General features: G+C 73.2%; 16 protein-coding genes. 10 read left to right on the top strand and 6 right to left on the bottom strand.

Annotation, left to right across the window (positions count from 1 at the left end):
• Positions 1-91 precede the first annotated feature (91 nt).
• From NE235_RS11775 to NE235_RS11755, 5 genes are read left to right on the top strand one after another with little or no spacing between them, the layout of a single operon-like run.
• Entirely contained in the window at positions 92-784 is a 693-nt protein-coding gene (locus tag NE235_RS11775) for a glycosyltransferase family 2 protein (protein WP_252801834.1), read from the top strand.
• Positions 781-1455, top strand: coding sequence for a TIGR04282 family arsenosugar biosynthesis glycosyltransferase (locus NE235_RS11770; RefSeq protein WP_252801832.1), 675 nt, complete (start codon positions 781-783; stop codon positions 1453-1455). The genes NE235_RS11775 and NE235_RS11770 overlap by 4 nt, the downstream gene beginning before the upstream one ends.
• Complete coding sequence (locus NE235_RS11765) at positions 1452-2066, top strand: methyltransferase domain-containing protein (RefSeq protein WP_252801822.1); 615 nt, start codon at positions 1452-1454, stop codon at positions 2064-2066. The genes NE235_RS11770 and NE235_RS11765 overlap by 4 nt, the downstream gene beginning before the upstream one ends.
• A complete protein-coding gene (locus tag NE235_RS11760) occupies positions 2036-3190 on the top strand; it encodes a molybdopterin-dependent oxidoreductase (protein ID WP_252801820.1) in 1155 nt (384 codons plus the stop codon). The genes NE235_RS11765 and NE235_RS11760 overlap by 31 nt, the downstream gene beginning before the upstream one ends.
• Entirely contained in the window at positions 3187-3687 is a 501-nt protein-coding gene (locus NE235_RS11755; RefSeq protein ID WP_252801818.1) for a hypothetical protein, read from the top strand. The genes NE235_RS11760 and NE235_RS11755 overlap by 4 nt, the downstream gene beginning before the upstream one ends.
• Here the strand turns inward: NE235_RS11755 and NE235_RS11750 are convergent.
• Positions 3581-4219, bottom strand: a complete 639-nt coding sequence (locus tag NE235_RS11750) for an MBL fold metallo-hydrolase (RefSeq protein ID WP_252801815.1) — start codon at positions 4217-4219, stop codon at positions 3581-3583. The genes NE235_RS11755 and NE235_RS11750 overlap by 107 nt on opposite strands.
• 85 nt (positions 4220-4304) lie before the next feature.
• On the opposite strand from NE235_RS11750, the gene NE235_RS11745 reads away from it, so the two are divergent.
• The gene (locus NE235_RS11745) at positions 4305-4736 is read left to right on the top strand and encodes a MarR family winged helix-turn-helix transcriptional regulator (RefSeq protein WP_252801813.1); all 432 of its coding nucleotides are present in this window, start codon (positions 4305-4307) and stop codon (positions 4734-4736) included.
• Positions 4737-4775: 39 nt separating this feature from the next.
• On the opposite strand, the gene NE235_RS11740 is transcribed toward NE235_RS11745, so the two are convergent.
• Positions 4776-6827 carry a hypothetical protein gene (locus tag NE235_RS11740; protein WP_252801803.1) on the bottom strand — a complete coding sequence of 684 codons (2052 nt, stop codon included), beginning with the start codon at positions 6825-6827 and terminating at the stop codon, positions 4776-4778.
• A gap of 188 nt (positions 6828-7015) precedes the next feature.
• Here NE235_RS11740 and NE235_RS11735 point away from each other — a divergent pair, with 188 nt between their 5' ends.
• Positions 7016-7465, top strand: coding sequence for an STAS domain-containing protein (locus tag NE235_RS11735; protein WP_289848515.1), 450 nt, complete (start codon positions 7016-7018; stop codon positions 7463-7465).
• A 210-nt stretch (positions 7466-7675) separates the two neighbouring features.
• Here the strand turns inward: NE235_RS11735 and NE235_RS11730 are convergent, their stop codons facing one another.
• Both NE235_RS11730 and NE235_RS11725 read right to left on the bottom strand, forming a co-directional pair.
• Complete coding sequence (locus NE235_RS11730) at positions 7676-8476, bottom strand: transglycosylase family protein (RefSeq protein ID WP_252801799.1); 801 nt, start codon at positions 8474-8476, stop codon at positions 7676-7678.
• 146 nt (positions 8477-8622) lie between these two features.
• Entirely contained in the window at positions 8623-10014 is a 1392-nt protein-coding gene (locus NE235_RS11725; protein WP_252801796.1) for a GntP family permease, read from the bottom strand.
• A gap of 165 nt (positions 10015-10179) precedes the next feature.
• Between NE235_RS11725 and NE235_RS11720 the strand changes: the two genes are divergently transcribed.
• From NE235_RS11720 to NE235_RS11710, 3 genes are all read left to right on the top strand, one after another.
• Positions 10180-11517 (top strand): HD-GYP domain-containing protein, encoded by a 1338-nt coding sequence (locus tag NE235_RS11720; RefSeq protein ID WP_252801794.1) that lies wholly within the window; start codon positions 10180-10182, stop codon positions 11515-11517.
• 178 nt (positions 11518-11695) lie between these two features.
• The gene (locus tag NE235_RS38135) at positions 11696-12817 is read left to right on the top strand and encodes a PP2C family protein-serine/threonine phosphatase (protein ID WP_252801791.1); all 1122 of its coding nucleotides are present in this window, start codon (positions 11696-11698) and stop codon (positions 12815-12817) included.
• A 263-nt stretch (positions 12818-13080) separates the two neighbouring features.
• Positions 13081-13389 carry a hypothetical protein gene (locus NE235_RS11710; protein WP_252801789.1) on the top strand — a complete coding sequence of 103 codons (309 nt, stop codon included), beginning with the start codon at positions 13081-13083 and terminating at the stop codon, positions 13387-13389.
• Positions 13390-13397: 8 nt separating this feature from the next.
• Here NE235_RS11710 and NE235_RS11705 read toward each other — a convergent pair whose 3' ends face one another.
• Both NE235_RS11705 and NE235_RS11700 read right to left on the bottom strand, forming a co-directional pair.
• A complete protein-coding gene (locus NE235_RS11705) occupies positions 13398-14252 on the bottom strand; it encodes a DMT family transporter (protein WP_252801787.1) in 855 nt (284 codons plus the stop codon).
• Positions 14249-15130: a DMT family transporter gene (locus tag NE235_RS11700; protein WP_252801780.1), complete on the bottom strand. Its 882-nt coding sequence runs from the start codon at positions 15128-15130 to the stop codon at positions 14249-14251. The genes NE235_RS11705 and NE235_RS11700 overlap by 4 nt, the downstream gene beginning before the upstream one ends.
• Between the last annotated feature and the right edge of the window lie 8 nt (positions 15131-15138).

Genomic DNA, 15138 nt, shown 5'->3' with positions numbered 1-15138 from the left:
CCACACACTAGGACTGACCAGGCGGGATGCGCCGTACACGTCATCACTCCGTAAGGGTTGCCGGCGGGGGTCCCGGCGTAGCGTCGCCGACATGATCGACGTTGTACTGCCCTGCCTCGACGAGTCGGCCGCCCTGCCGTGGGTGCTGACGCGGATGCCCGAGGGCCATCGCCCGATCGTCGTCGACAACGGCTCCACGGACGGATCGGCGGAGGTCGCCGAGGCCCATGGGGCGCTCGTCGTGCGCGAGCCGCGCCGCGGCTTCGGTGCCGCCTGCCACGCCGGGCTGCTGGCCGCGACCGCCGACATCGTCTGCTTCATGGACGCCGACGCCTCCCTCGACCCGGCCGATCTGCCCAAGGTCGTCCGCCTCCTGGCGGACGCCGCCCCGGAACCGAGCCGCGCGGACGGAGCCGTCGCGGACCGGGCCCTCGTGGACGGGACGGGCGCGGACCTGGTGCTGGGGCGGCGGCGGCCGGTGTCGTTCCGCGCCTGGCCGCCGCACGCCCGGCTCGGCAACGCCGTCGTCGCGCGCCGTGCGGGTCTGGGCGACCTCGGCCCGATGCGGGCCGCCCGGCGGACCCGGCTGCTCGGCCTCGACCTGACCGACCGGCGGTCGGGGTACCCCCTGGAGATGGTGCTGCGCGCCCGCGCCCAGGGCTGGCGGATCGCCGAGACGGACGTCGCCTACCACCCGCGTACCGGGCGGTCCAAGGTCACCGGGACCGTGCGGGGCACACTCCGGGCCGTCCGCGACATGCGGCGCGTCCTGGAGACGGTGTGACCGCGCCCGCCCCGGGCGGTCCGGTGACGCTGCTCGTGATCGCCAAGGAGCCGGTGCCGGGCCGGGTCAAGACCCGGCTGACCCCGCCGTTCACGCCCGTCCAGGCGGCGGCGCTCGCGGAGGCGGCGCTGGCCGACACTCTCGCCGCCGTCGCGGCGACCCCGGCGGCGCGGCGGGTGCTCGTCCTCGCCGGGCGGCCGGGCCGGTGGCTGCCGGAGGGGTTCGAGGTGGTCCCGCAGCGCGGCGGCGGGCTGGACGAACGGCTCGCGAACGCCGTCGCCGACGCGGGCGGGCCCGCCGTCCTCGTGGGCATGGACACGCCCCAGGTCACCCCGGCGCGGCTCACGCGGGCGGCGCGAAGCCTCGGCGAGGGGGACGCGGTGTTCGGCCCGGCCGCCGACGGAGGGTTCTGGCTCCTCGGCCTGCGGCGGCCCGATCCCCGGCTGCTGCTCGGGGTGCCGATGTCACGTCCGGACACCGGGGCGTGTCAGCGGGCCCGGCTGTGCGGGCTGCGGGTCACCACCCTCGGCACGCTGACCGACGTGGACACCGCCGCCGACGCCGTACGGGTGGCGGGCCAGGCGCCCGGGACCCGGTTCGCCGCCGCGCTCGCGGCGATGGGCCGGCCCGGGGATCCCGCGCCCGTCCCCGTACGGGGAGGCGCGCGGTGATCGGCGGGCTGTACGAGGGGTCGCTGGCCGGGCTCGGGTCGGTGGAGATCGAGCACGCCGACGGGCGGCGGGAGGGCCTCCCGGTCGACCAGTGGTGCGACGGGCGGCCCGGCGACGACGCGCTGGTGGACCGCTGCGCCGGGCCGACGCTCGACGTCGGCTCCGGCCCGGGGCGGCTCACGGTCGCGCTCGCCGAGCGCGGGCTGCCCGCGCTCGGCATCGACGTCACGCCGTACGCCGTCGAGATGACGCGCGCGGCGGGCGGGCTGGCCCTGCTCCGGGACGTGTTCGGCCACGTCCCGGGCGCCGGGCGGTGGGAGACGGTGCTGCTGGCCGACGGCAACATCGGCATCGGCGGCGACCCCGCCGCGCTGCTGCGGCGCGTCGAGGCGCTGCTGCACCGGCGGGGGCGGGCGATCGCCGAGCTCGGCGCCGTGACGCGTACGGAGTGGGTGCGGCTCCGCGACGAGCGGCAGGTGAGCGGCTGGTTCCGCTGGTCGCACGTCGCCCGTGACGCGATCGGCGGGTACGCGGAGGAGGCCAGCCTGCGGGTGGCCGAGATCTGGACGGAGGCCGGGCGATGCTTCGCCGACCTGACCCCGCTCGGCTGATCACGGCGATCGGGCGGTTCTCCTCACGGGAGCGCGACGAGCGGGACGAGCGGACCGCCGCGTGGCTGGGCGTGGCGCTCGGCGTGAGTTTCACGGTCGCGTTCACGACCGGGCTGATCAGCCACTTCATGCAGCATCCGCCGGGATGGGCGGTCTGGCCGTCGCGGCCGGCCGGCCTCTATCGGCTCACGCAGGGCGTCCACGTGATCGGGGGCCTGGCCACGATCCCGCTGCTGCTGGCCAAACTGTGGACGGTCTATCCGAGGCTGTGGCGGTGGCCGCCGGTGCGGTCGGCGGGGCACGCGCTCGAACGGGCGCTGGTGTTCCCGCTCGTCGGTGGGGCGTTGTTCCAGCTCGTCACCGGGCTGTTCAACATCGCCTACTTCTATCCGTTCCCGTTCTTCTTCACGACGGCGCACTACTGGACGGCGTACATCGTGTACGGCGCGCTGGTCGTCCACGTCGCGAACGAGTGGGCCAAGGTCCGCGGCCTGCGCCCGCGGCGGGCGGGTGCGGGCGCGCGTCCGGCCGGGCCCTCGCGCCGGGGGTTCCTCGCCACCGTCGCGGGGGCGTGCGGGCTGGTCGGGCTGACGACCGTCGGGGAGACGTTCACGCCGCTCGGCGGGCTCGCGCTGCTGGCCCCGCGCCGGCCCGGTGTCGGGCCGCAGCGGCTGCCGGTGAACAAGACCGCGGCCGCCGCCGGCGTCCGCCCCGATCCGGCCTGGCGGCTCGCCGTCACCGGCGACGTGGCGCGTGAGCTGTCCCTGCCCCTGGCCGACCTGCGGGCCATGCCGCGTCACGTCGTACGGCTGCCGATCGCGTGCGTCGAGGGCTGGAGCGCCGAGGCGACCTGGGCCGGGGTACGCCTCCGCGACGTCCTCCACGCGGCGGGCGCCGGCGCGGGCGCGCGGGTCCGCGTGGAGTCGCTGGAGGCGGGCGGGCGGTACCGCGCCTCGGAGGTCGACCCGCCGCACTGGCACGACGGGCTCACGCTCCTCGCCCTGGACCTGAACGGCGAGCCGCTGTCGCCCGACCACGGGTACCCGTGCCGGCTGATCGCCCCGGACCGTCCCGGCGTGCTGCAGACCAAGTGGATCGCCCGGCTGGTGGTGCGGGGTTCATGAGGGTGCTGCGGGGTCGCCTCGTCGCGTACGGTCTCGGCGCGGCGCTGATCGGCGTCGGCGGCGCCGGGCTGCTGCGCGACGCCGCCGAGACCGACCCGGCGGGCTGGCTGGTCTGGTTCGCGGGCGCGGCGCTCGTGCACGACCTGCTGCTCGTCCCGGCCGTGCTCGGCGTGGCGCTGCTCACCGGGCGGCTGCCGGCGCCGTACCGCGGTCCGGTGCGGGTGTCGCTGGTGCTCGCGGCGTCGGTCTCGGCCGTGGCGCTGCCGATGGTCCTCGGGCTCGGCCGCCGGGCCGGGGACTCCTCACGGCTCCCCCAGGCGTACGGCGCCCACCTCGCGGTCGTCCTCGGCCTGATCGGCCTGGCGGGCGCCGTCGCCGTGACGGTCCGGGCTACAGCTCGACGGCGTCGCCCGGCGAGAACCGCTCGTACGCGGTGCCGGTGCCCGGGCCGTTGGCGCCGAGCATGCCGCTCACGACCGTCTTGCCGATGTCGCTGAGGACCTCGTCGTGCACGGAGTAGGCGCGGGCCGGCTTGACCTCCCGGACGTAGTCGATGACCTCGGCGAGCTTCTGCCAGGGGCCGCTGATCGGCACCATGAGGGTGTCGACCGGCCGCTCCGGCACGGTGAAGGCGTCGCCCGGGTGGAAGACGCTCCCGTCGATGAGGAAGCCGACGTTGCCGACGCGGGGGATGTCCGGGTGGATGACCGCGTGCCACTCGCCGTGGACCTCCACGCCGATGCCGTTCACGTCGAAGGTGTCGCCGTGGCCGACGACCGTGACCCGGGAGCCCAGGCCCTCGAGCTTGGCGGCGGTGGCGCCGTTGGTCCAGACCCGCAGCGCCGGCGACGCGTCGAGCGCGGCGCGCAGCGCGCCCTCGTCGAAGTGGTCGAAGTGCTCGTGGGTGACGAACACCGCGTCGGCGCCGTCCAGCGCTCCCGGCGGGGTCAGTCCCCCGGGGTCGACGACCAGCGTCGTGCCGTCCTTCTCGATCCTGACGCAGGCGTGTCCCAACTTGGTCAGTCGCATGGGCCGACGTCCCTTCATCTCCGAATTCATACAGCCATGCTGTATATCGATGGCGAATATACAGCATGGCTGTAGAGTTTCCCGCATGGACGAGGTGGACGAGGTGGACGTCAACGAGGTCGCCCATGAGCTGCGGCTGGTCGTCGGGCGGCTGGTGCGCCGGGCCCGCCGCCCGGAGGACCTGCCCACCCCCCAGGCCGCCGTGCTCGGCCACCTCGACCGGGAGGGCCCGATGACCACCGCCGAGCTGGCCGAGCGGCAGCACGTGCGACACCAGTCGATGGCCCGTACGGTCGGGCGGCTCACCGATCTCGGCCTGATCACCGCCGGGCCGCACCCGAGCGACGCCCGCAAGACCCTGCTCACCGTCACCGACGCGGGCCGCGCCGAGCTGCGGAGCCAGCGGACCCGGCGGGCCGGCTGGCTGGCCGAGGCGATAGCGAGCGAGCTCGACCCCAGGGAACGGCGCGACCTGGTCCGCGCGGTCGCCCTCCTCGCCCGGCTGGCCGACCACTGAACGCCGGACGGGCCCGGGACATGTGTCCCGGGCCCGTCCTCACTCGTCCTCGGCGGTTCGGCCGGGGAAGCGGGACAGGAACCGTTCGGCCGCCTCGCGCACGCCCGGGTCGGGGTCGTCCAGCAGCTCGGCCACGTGGGTCACGCACCCCTCGGCCGCCGAACGGACGTGCCCGGCCCACGGCTCGGGCGGCTCCCCCTCGGCCGCGGGCCCGGGGGCCGGCCGTACGAGGTCCGCCGCCAGGGCCAGCGCGGAACGCCGGACGCGGGTGTCCGGATCGGCGGCCAGCATGATGAGGAAGGGAACGGCCGGCACGGTCGCCGGGAAGACCCTCTCCCCGTCGATCAGGACCGCCCGCAGGTCGGTCAGCGCCTCCTCGGCGGCCTCGGCGTCGTCGGACGCCGCCGTGAGGATCCGGTCGGGGAACCCGCCGACCGGGCCGCCCGCCCCCTCGAGCCTGTCCCAGTCGAACCGGTTCAGGGAGCGGTGCAGCTCCCGCTTCGGCCAGAGGCGGTCGAGGTCGAGGCGTACGGTGGCGGTCCCCGTCGGGCCGCCGACGGTCAGGACGCCCTCCGGGTCCAGGAGGAACGCCTCGATGCCCGGGCCGAGGTCGATGATCGCGTCGAGGCCCGACCCGTGGTCCCACAGCCAGACGGACCCCGTGCTCCAGGCGGCGACCATCGCCGGCCCCGTCTCCAGATACTCGAGGCCGAGCGCGACCACCGTGCCGCACCGGCCGAGCCCGAGCGGCACCGGGTCACCGCCGCCGGGCGTCCACACGTTCACCTGCCCGGCCGAGTCCCCGCTCAGCACCGCGCCGCCCGCTTCGCCGAAGTCCCGGCAGGCGATCGCGGTCACCGGCGCGTCGTGCGCCGTACGGCTGAGCGGAGCCACCGGCGCGTCCGCGCCCGCTGGGGCGGGAGGCCACACGTGCAGGCCGCCGACCTGATCGCCGGCGACGACGCCGATCTCCGGGTCGGTGGCCCAGACCGTGAGACCGGCCGGCCGGTCCGCGCCGGCCGGCAGCGCCGGAGGCTCGGGATCCGGCGGGGAGAGCGGCCGGTCGGAGACGGCCTCGACGATCCACCGCCCGCCGGAGTCCGCCTGGCCGGCCCGCAGGGACAGCGGCTCGGGATCCGCCGGCTCCGCCGCGTCCTCCGGGTCCGGCCGGTCGGCCGACGGGGGCTGGATCTCGTCGGCCCAGTCGACGCCGAGCGTACGGGCCAGGTCCTCGATGGCGGTACGGGTCCGGGCGTGCACCACGAGGGGGAAGTCGACGACGCCCCCGTCGTCGAGGTAGATGATCGCGTCGGGTGCGCCGTAGGTGACGGTGTTCGCGCTGAGTTCGCGCCAGGGCAGCAGGCCGAGCTCGGGGAACTCGCGCCGGATCCGGTCCACCAGGCCGGGCGCCGGGTCGTACAGCCGTATGCTCCAGCCGAAGTGGGCGGGCAGCCGATCCACGGCCAGCTGCAGGAAGAACTCCGAGATCGATCGCGCCTGCACGACCCAGCCGTCATCGACACTGACCAGCACTTTCGGGTCGGGCAGCGCGGCCTCGGCGGCGAGGTAACCCCACTCGTTGCAGTACTGGTACTCCGCCTTGAACACGCAGACCCGGTGGTCGTCGTCCGGCCCGACGAACGGGTTGCCCGGCGGCAGCCCTCTCGAGGAGCCGTATCCGGTGGGGTCCGGGCGCACCGTCGGCGGCCACTCGGGATTGGTCCAGTAAAGGCGGGGCCGGTAGGTGAAGGAGTTGAACGGCAGGTCCCACCATTCGTCCAGGGCCGCCGGGATGGGCAGTGCCGGGTCGACACCGGCGAACTCGTCGTCCTCTTCCCCGGTCCACTCGGCCTCGAGGCGGCGGACGTACGCGCGATGCTCGGACTCCGACCAGCGCGGCCAGCGGGGTTCGCCCCCGGGCGGTTCGTATCCCCACTCCTCCTGGAAGGCGCGCAGCAGTTCCCAGCGCGGTCCCGTGTCCGCCAGGTGTTCGGCGAACTCGGCGGGCGACATGCGGCCGCGGTCGTCCCACCGCGGCATCACCCGCCGCAGCCGCTCGGCGAACCGCCCGTAATCGATCACTTCCGGCACAACGGTCAGCGTAGGGACATGCTCCGCCGATCGCACTTCGTGGGACTTTCGGCCCTAGTGACCCGGTCTCCGCTCGGCGAGCATGCTCTTAGTCCGGCGGAGATCGAGCCGTGAGACGGCCGTTCGGCGCCCGCCCGGGGGAGGCGGGGCGCGCCACACTCCGCCGATTTCGCAGGCGGGGGAAATCCATGGCGGGCAGGCTGCTCACGAGTACGTCCATTCCAAAACGGAACGCACCGGTACGGGAGGTCCGGGAGAGTCTCGGACCAATCCTGGAGGCGAGCACACGGGTGCGCCGGGGAACGGTGCCGATCGTGTCGCTACGCGGCGAACTCGACATCGCGGGCGCGGACGCCTTCGGGGACCTGGTCCTCGAGGTGCTGTTCCGCCATGGGCCCGACGTGGTGATCGACGCGTCCGGGTTGGTGTTCTGCGACGCGCGGGGACTCGGCGCCCTCGTGCGGTGCGCCAACGAAGCCGACCAAGCGGGCGGGCGGTTGACACTGGTCCGCCCGGGTCGCCAGGTTTACCGCCTCATCAGGCTGGTCGGCCTCGACCGGCTGCTGTCCGCGACCGCGGTTCCGTCACCTCGCCGGTCCAGGGGATCTTGTTCGACAATGTCGACAGATCCGTGTTGACGTCCAGTTATACCCCGCATAGCGTCGTTCATGCGTCAAGGGAAGAAACCGGCGGAATCCGTCGGCCGCCCGCCTGACGCCCACCCGCGAACGTAGAGGGATCTTCCAGATCCGGACCGGGTCCGTGCCCGGCACGGTCGCGGCCCGCGCCTGTCCCCTTCCCCCTTTACGGGCGGGGTGCTCCCCCGCACCCCGCCCGTATGCCACCTCTCAGCTGAACAGGTAGTGGCCGCAGTTCGGCCACTGACCCTGCCAGCGGCCGTTCACCCGGTTGTAGAGAAGCTGCGCGCGGTAGGTCTGCTCGGCCGGCGACGCCGCGCTCGGCAGCCCCGATCCGCCGACCGTCGCCCAGGACTGCCGGTTGAACTGGTACAGCCCGTAGTAGCCCGCCGGGTTCACCGCCCGCGGGTTGCCGCCCGACTCGCACTTGGCCAGCGCCGCCCAGTTGAGGCGGGCGGCCGAGCCGACACCGCCCGGCTGCGGGCCGAGGGCGATGATCCGCGACACCGGCTTGCGCTTGACCTCCTGGTCGAGGACGGCCTTGACCTTCTTACCGTGCCGCCGGACGTACGCGGTCGTGACCATCTTGTAGCCGGAGCGGCCCGCGCGGGTCACCTTCCGGCTGAAGGCGGGCAGCTTGCGGTCCTTCTTCTCGATCGTCGGCGGCGGGATCACGACCTTGGTCGTCTTAGGCGCGGACAGCAGCCGCAGCACCTTGATCGTCGCCGCCGGAGCGGCGTCCGCCGCCGGCGTGACCAGGTCGTACCTGCCCAGTTGAATGCCCACCTGGGTGAGCACGTCGCGGACGGTCGGCGCCGTCGTCATCGTCTCGGCGCGCTTCTTGCGGTCGACGAGGACCACCACCTTGACCGGTGTCGCCGTCGGGCGCACCGCCGCGTCGCGCGGCGCGACCGCCGCCGTGTTCTTCTTCGCGTCACCGGACTTGCCTCCGCAGGCCGAGGCGGTGATCGCCAGGATCGTCAGACCGGTGACCAACAGGGAACGGCGCACATTTCCTCCGCGTCGGGGGGATCCCGGTACCGGGCAGACCATAGCGGAGCGTACGACAGCATTCGTCACAAGCGACGAATTTCATACCGATTGGTACCGCCTGGCGCCGCCGCCCCGCGAAGCGCGCGGGGCGGCGGCGCCAGGGGTCACACGACGAGCGAAAGCAGGAGGACGAAGGCGAAGGCGATGACGGAGATGATCGTCTCCATCAGCGACCAGGTCGCGACGGTCTGGCCGACCTTCAGCCCGAAGTACTCCTTGACCAGCCAGAAGCCGGCGTCGTTGACATGACTGAAGAACAGCGAGCCCGCGCCGATCGCCAGCACCAGCAGCGCGACGTGCGAGCCCGACATCCCGGCCGTCAGCGGGGCGACCAGGCCGGCCGCCGACACCGTGGCGACGGTCGCCGAACCGGTGGCGAGCCGGATGGCCACCGCGATCAACCACCCGAGGACCAGCGCCGGGATCGACCAGTGCTTCGAGAGATCGACGATCATCTGCCCCACACCGACGTCGATCAGCGTCTGCTTGAAACCACCGCCCGCGCCGACGATCAGGAACACGCCCGCGATCGGCGCGAGCGAACCCTCCACGACGGACGAGAGGCGCTCCCGCGTGAATCCGGCGGGACGGCCCAGCGTGAACAGCCCCAGGATGACGGCGGCCAGCAGCGCGATCATCGGCGTGCCGATCACGTCGGCGACCCGCTGCGTCATGTCCTTCGGGTCGTCGATCACGATGTCGACCAGCGCCTTGATCAGCATGAGCACGACCGGCAGCAGCACCGTGACCATCGTCGCGCCGAAACCGGGGCGCCGCTCGATCTCCTCGGCGCTGGACTGCGGCACCATCCGGTCGGGAGCGGGAACGTCGACCCACCGCGCCGCGTACCGGGAGAAGACCGGGCCCGCGATGATCACTGTGGGGACCGCGACGAGGAGGCCGAGCGCGAGCGTGACGCCCAGGTCGGCGTGGACCGCGCCGATCGCGGCGAGCGGCCCGGGATGCGGCGGGACCAGACCGTGCATGACCGACAGGCCCGCGAGGGCCGGGATCCCGATGCGCATCAGCGAGTGGTTCCCGCGCTTGGCGACGAGCAGCACCACCGGGATCAGCAGAACGATGCCGACCTCGAAGAACAGCGGCAGCCCGACGACGCCCGCGATCAGGACCATCGCCCACGGCATGGCCCGGCCGCTCGCCCTGGCCAGGATGGTGTCGACGATCTGGTCGGCGCCGCCCGAGTCGGCCAGCATCTTGCCGAGGATGGAGCCGAGGGCGATGAGCACGCCGACGCCGGCGACGGTGCTGCCGAGACCCTTCGTGAAGCTGTCGACCACCTTGTCCAGAGGAGCCCCCGCGACCGCGCCGAGGGCCAGCGAGCCGAGGGTCAGGGAGAGGAAGGCGTGCAGCTTGAACACCGTGATGAGCACGACGATCACCGCGATGCCCACCAGGACGGCGATCAGCAGATGCGCGTGTCCCGCCGCGGTGATCGGCGGTGGCGGCGCGTCTGCGAGGGGGGTGAGGGGGGACAAGACCTGACCTCCAGGGGGATTGTGCAGGCCGGCGGCGCCGGCGGGGGTCGTACCCCTTAATACCCCTGTGGCCGGAGGTATAGGAGATCCTGACCGCGCGACTCTCGCCAACGATCACGATCTGTGACAGAGTGACTACGTTCATCGTTCCCCCAGGGAGAGCGCATGCGCGGACTGCCTCTCGCCGCACGGGCCTACGCCGGCGGCGTCATCGCACTGGCCATCGGCGTCATCGCGACGTCCTCGTTAACGGGCCTGTGCTGGCCGAGACTCGCCGTCCTCGCCGCCCTGTTCGTGGTCACCGAGTCGTCGGCGGCGACCCTCACGATCAAACGCGCCCGGGTGTCCATGAGCTTCGCGGCCGGCCTCGCCGCCGTCGTCCTCGCCGGCCCGGTCGGGGCGACCCTGATCGGCGTGACGGCGATCCTCACCGGCCGGCGCGACCTCGCCCTGATCAAACGCCTCTTCAACGCCGCGCAGTACGCCCTGAGCGGATACGCCGCGGGCGCGGTCTTCCAGGCGCTCGGCGGCCACCCGTACCGCTGGGGCGACGCCAACTGGACCGGTCACGTCATCGGCCCCTTCGTCGGCGCCCTCGTCACCTTCGTCACCGTCAACCTCGCGCTGATGGCCACCGTCCTGCTCGTCAGCCGGCAGGCGACCTGGCGAGAGGTCCTGGCGACCGGGCGCCTGGTGGCCCCCGGCTGCCTCGGCTTCGGAATGATCGGGCTGCTCATCGCCGGCATCTGGCCGGCGGCCGGCCCCCTGTCCGCCGTGCTGGTGCTGATGCCGGTGTTCATCGCCCGCTGGGCGTTCACCCAGATCCTCGCCCAGCAGCGCGCGCACGCGGCCACCGTCGCCGCCCTGTGCCAGGCCGTCGAGACCAAGGACTACTACACCCGCGGCCACAGCGAACGCGTCGCGTACGGCTCGGTCATGATCGCCCGGCAGATCGGCATGCGCGCCGACCGGATCAACCGGATACGTTACGCCGGAATGCTCCACGACGTCGGCAAGCTCGGCGTGCCGACGAAGGTCCTGCAGAAGCCCGGCCGCCCCACCGAGGAGGAGTTCGCCGCGATCCAACTGCACCCCATGCGCGGTGAGGAGATCGTGCGGGACATCGAATTCCTCGACGAGGCACTCGGCGGCATCATGCACCACCACGAGCGATTGGACGGCAAGGGCTACCCGATGGGCCTGGCCGGCGAGGAGATCCCCGAGTTCGCCCGCATCATCGCGGTCGCCGACACCTTCGACGCGATGACCTCCACCCGGTCCTACCGTCCCGGCCTGCCCGCCGAGACCGCCATCGAGGAGATCCGGCGCAACGCCGGCACGCAGTTCGACCCCGTGCTGGTCGACGCCTTCATCACCGCGCTGCGCCGCGATGGCTGGGTGGACGCCGAGCCGGTCCCGCCGCCGGAGAGCGAGGACGTGGAGACCACCCAGCAGGACCACGACGACCCGTCCATGCCGATCGGCGTCGCCGGCGCCCAGTGAGACCGCCCGCATGCGGCGCCGCCACACGAGGGGTCGCCCGCGCACCGGCACCGCCGCGCGACGGCACCGCCACACGCGGTGCCGTCGCGCGGGGAGCCGCCCGCGCGGTGGCCGGCCGTGCCACGTGGGCCACGACCCCGCGTCCGGGGGGTGGCCGCCGCGTGATACCCAGGAAGATGTGCGCATTCAGCCGCACCTCGGGGAGCTCCGCCGGGAGGCCCAGCGGGGCCACGTCCTGGTGGCCGTCCCGCTCGCGCTCATCGTGATCATCACGGTCGTCGACGTCCTGACGCCCGCGAACATCCATCTGAGGCCGCTCCTCGTGGTCGCCCCCGCGCTCACGGCCTCGTTCGCCGGTCCGCGCTGGACCGCGGCGATCGGGACGCTGGCCCTGCTCGCCGGCGTCGCGGAGGGGCTCGAACAGCGCGACCTGACCCGCCCCGAGCAGTGGCTCGAGGTGCTCGCGCTTCTGACCGTGTCGGCCTTCGTGGTGGTGTTCTGCGCGGTCCGGGAACGGCACAAGGCCGTCCTGCATCGGGTCCGTTCGGTGTCCGAGATCACCCAGCGGGTCCTGCTCCGGCCCCTGCCCCGCGAGGCCGGCCCCCTGCGCATGGCCTCGATGTACCTCGCCGCCGCCGCGGAGGCGAGGATCGGCGGCGACCTGTACGGGGCCACCCGCACGGCCGACGGCACCCGTCTGCTCATCGGCGACGTGCGAGGGAAGGGGCTGGCGTCGATCAGTGAGGCCGCCGCGGTGCTCTGCGCCTTCCGTGAGGCGTCACACCACCCCATGGACCTGCGTGAACTCGTATCGCGGCTGGAGGAGGGCGTCTGCCGGGACGCCGAGGAGTTCGTCGTGGCCGACCCGGACGCGTCGGAGTGCTTCGTCACCGCGTGCGTCCTCGATCTTCCCGACGCCGAGCCGAAGGCGGAGGTGGCCTCCTGCGGGCATCCGCCGCCGCTCCTCCTGCGCGGGGACCGGGTACTGGCCCTGCAGCCGGACCAGATCGCGCCTCCGCTGGGTCTGGGCCTGCCGGCCGCCGGTGGGGCCCAGCCGGCGGCCTTCTCCTTCGAGCCCGGTGACGTCCTCCTGCTGTACACCGACGGCGTGATCGAGGCCCGGGACCGTACCGGCGCGTTCTTCGACCTGCCGGCGCACCTGAGCCGGCGGGCCGGAGAGGACGTCGACACGCTCATCGAGCGGCTGCGCCGGGACCTGTTCGACCACGTCGGCGGCCGGCTGGGCGACGACGCGGCGATGATCGCGATCGCCCGTTCGCCGCTGCCCGCCCCTCCGTGACCCGCCCCGGGCCGCCGGACGAGCCCGTCCGTGACCCCCGGGCCGCCGGACGAGCCCGTCCGTGACCCCCGGGCCGCCGGACGAGACCGTACGGGACTCGCTTCGCCCGCCGGACGAGCCTGGACCGGCTCGCACCGCGGATGCGGGACAAAGCGCGAGTAATCATCTCCACCAGTACCGCGCAGACGGGCGGTCCGCGGGCGGTCACCGGGTATCGGTCCTCCGAGGAGGCCGCGGCGGTCCTCCGAGAGAGGAGCCTTCGGATGAGACGAATCGGGCACGGCCGCCTCTTCGCGGTCTTCGGCCTCGCGGTCTGCGGGGTGATCGCGTCGTCGCTGGACGCCCCAGCGCAGGCCGCGCCAACCTTCCGGGAGTCCCCGGCCTACGACCACAACCGGGTCGGCAACGGCAGGACGAACGTCAACACGACATCGATCCGGAGTCCCGTCAACATCTCCGGTGTGCAGATCGTCGCGGACGCCAACACGGTGGCACGGGTCAGCAGGAACAACGCCATCTGCAAGCGGCACCGTCACTGCCGGATCCGGCAGTACACCCGCGTCGGGTACTGACTCCCGGCTCAGGCGGTCTCCGCCTGCGTCTGGACGATGGGGGACTGGCTGAGCCGGAGGGTGCCGTAGAAGATCAGCGCGAAACCCGCCGCTTCGGCGACCACCCAGGCCCCCGACCGGACGCTCTCTCCGAACAGCATGATCCCGTACAGGACGCTGGCCACCGGATCGGAGATCGTCAGCGCCGGCTGGGCGGCGACCAGAGTGCCGCTCTGCAGGGCGTTCTGCAGGAGGAACAGGCTGCCGAAGCCGGCCGCGATCATCGCGTACGGCTCCCAGGACGTCAGCAGGACGGGCATGCCCTTGTCCGCCAGGTTGGTGGTCGCCTTCATGAACGTCGCGGTGAAGGCAAACCCGATTCCGGCGGTCACGCCCAGCAGCGCCGCCCGGCCCGCGCCCGAGGTCGACCTCGACAGCACGGCGATCCCGACGATGGTGCCGACCGTCACGATCGCGGCGATCACCCAGATCAGCACGCTCGGGGAACGCCGCCCCGGCGCCGGTGACGCCGCGCCGAGGAACGCGGCCAGACCCGCCGTCATCGCGCCGACCGCGAGCCAGGTGCGCCGGTCGAGGTGGACCCGTGACAGACAGGCGAGGAAGATCATGGTCAGCGGCAGCTCCGCGACCAGGAGCGGCTGGACGAGGGCCAGCCCGCCGTTCGACAGTGCCAGGGCCTGCAGGAGGAATCCCGCGATGAGGGCCCCGATGCCGCCGAGCCACACCGGGCGGCGGATCAGCGCCCACAGCAGGGCCGGGCGGAAGGCGAACTCATCAGGGGCCGAGCGCGCGGCGCGGCGCTGCAGTACCGACGCCAGGGCGTTGCTCGCCGCGGCGAGCAGTGCGCACACGACGGCGATCACGGCAGTCTCGCCTCCGCGCACCCGGCGACGTCGTCCTCCCGTTTGGCGAGGTACGGCGAGCGCCCGAGGATGATGATCCCGGCGACCATCATGGCCAGCCCGAGGATCTCTCCGACCAGCGGCCCGGCCCCCAGCCGCAGCCGCTCGGTGAACACCACGACCCCGAGCAGGATCCCCGTGATCGGCTCCGCCGCGGTCGCCGCGGGCAGGGAGACGCGGAGCGGCGCGGCGTCGAAGGCGGACTGGGCCAGCAGGAGGCCGCAGATCGCGACGACGACCAGGGCGTACGGCTGCCAGCTCGCGAGGATCGCTCCGAGCCCGTGACCGATCCTGATCAGCAGTCCCCGGGTCACGGCGTCCTGCAGGCCGAAGAGGATGCCGGCCGCGGCGGCCAGCAGCATCGCCCGGGTCTGGAGCGGGGAGCGCCGTCCGATCCATACGAGGATCAGCACGACGAACACGATCCCAACGGCGGCCAGCCAACGGCCGGACTCCGGGCCGGTGGGGTGCTCGCCCCGGGGGCTGCCGAGCACCAGGAACAGCGCGATACCTCCCGATGCCATGAGGCCGCCGAGCCATTCGTTCCAGTGCAGGTTCTCCTTGCAGACGACGCGCCCGATGACGAGGGCGAACACGAGGTTGGTCGCCAGCAGCGGCTCGACCCTGGACACGTCCGCTCCGGACAGTGCGACCGCTCCGAGGATCTGGCCGCCCACCATCGCGGCGAGGCCGGCGAGCCAGAGCGGTTTGTGGATGAGGTCCAGCAGAAGGGACGGGTGCAGCATGCGGCCGAGCGGCTCTCGGTACGCCGCGTGCTGCTGGGCCACGAAGCCGAGCCCCAGAAGACCGGCCGCGGCCAGCCCGATGATGAAGATCATTGAGCCCC

Origin of the sequence: Actinoallomurus spadix, from assembly GCF_024055725.1 — a bacterium.
In the GTDB taxonomy this organism is placed as follows: domain Bacteria; phylum Actinomycetota; class Actinomycetes; order Streptosporangiales; family Streptosporangiaceae; genus Actinoallomurus; species Actinoallomurus spadix.
This window is presented reverse-complemented; position numbering and strand designations above follow the sequence as displayed.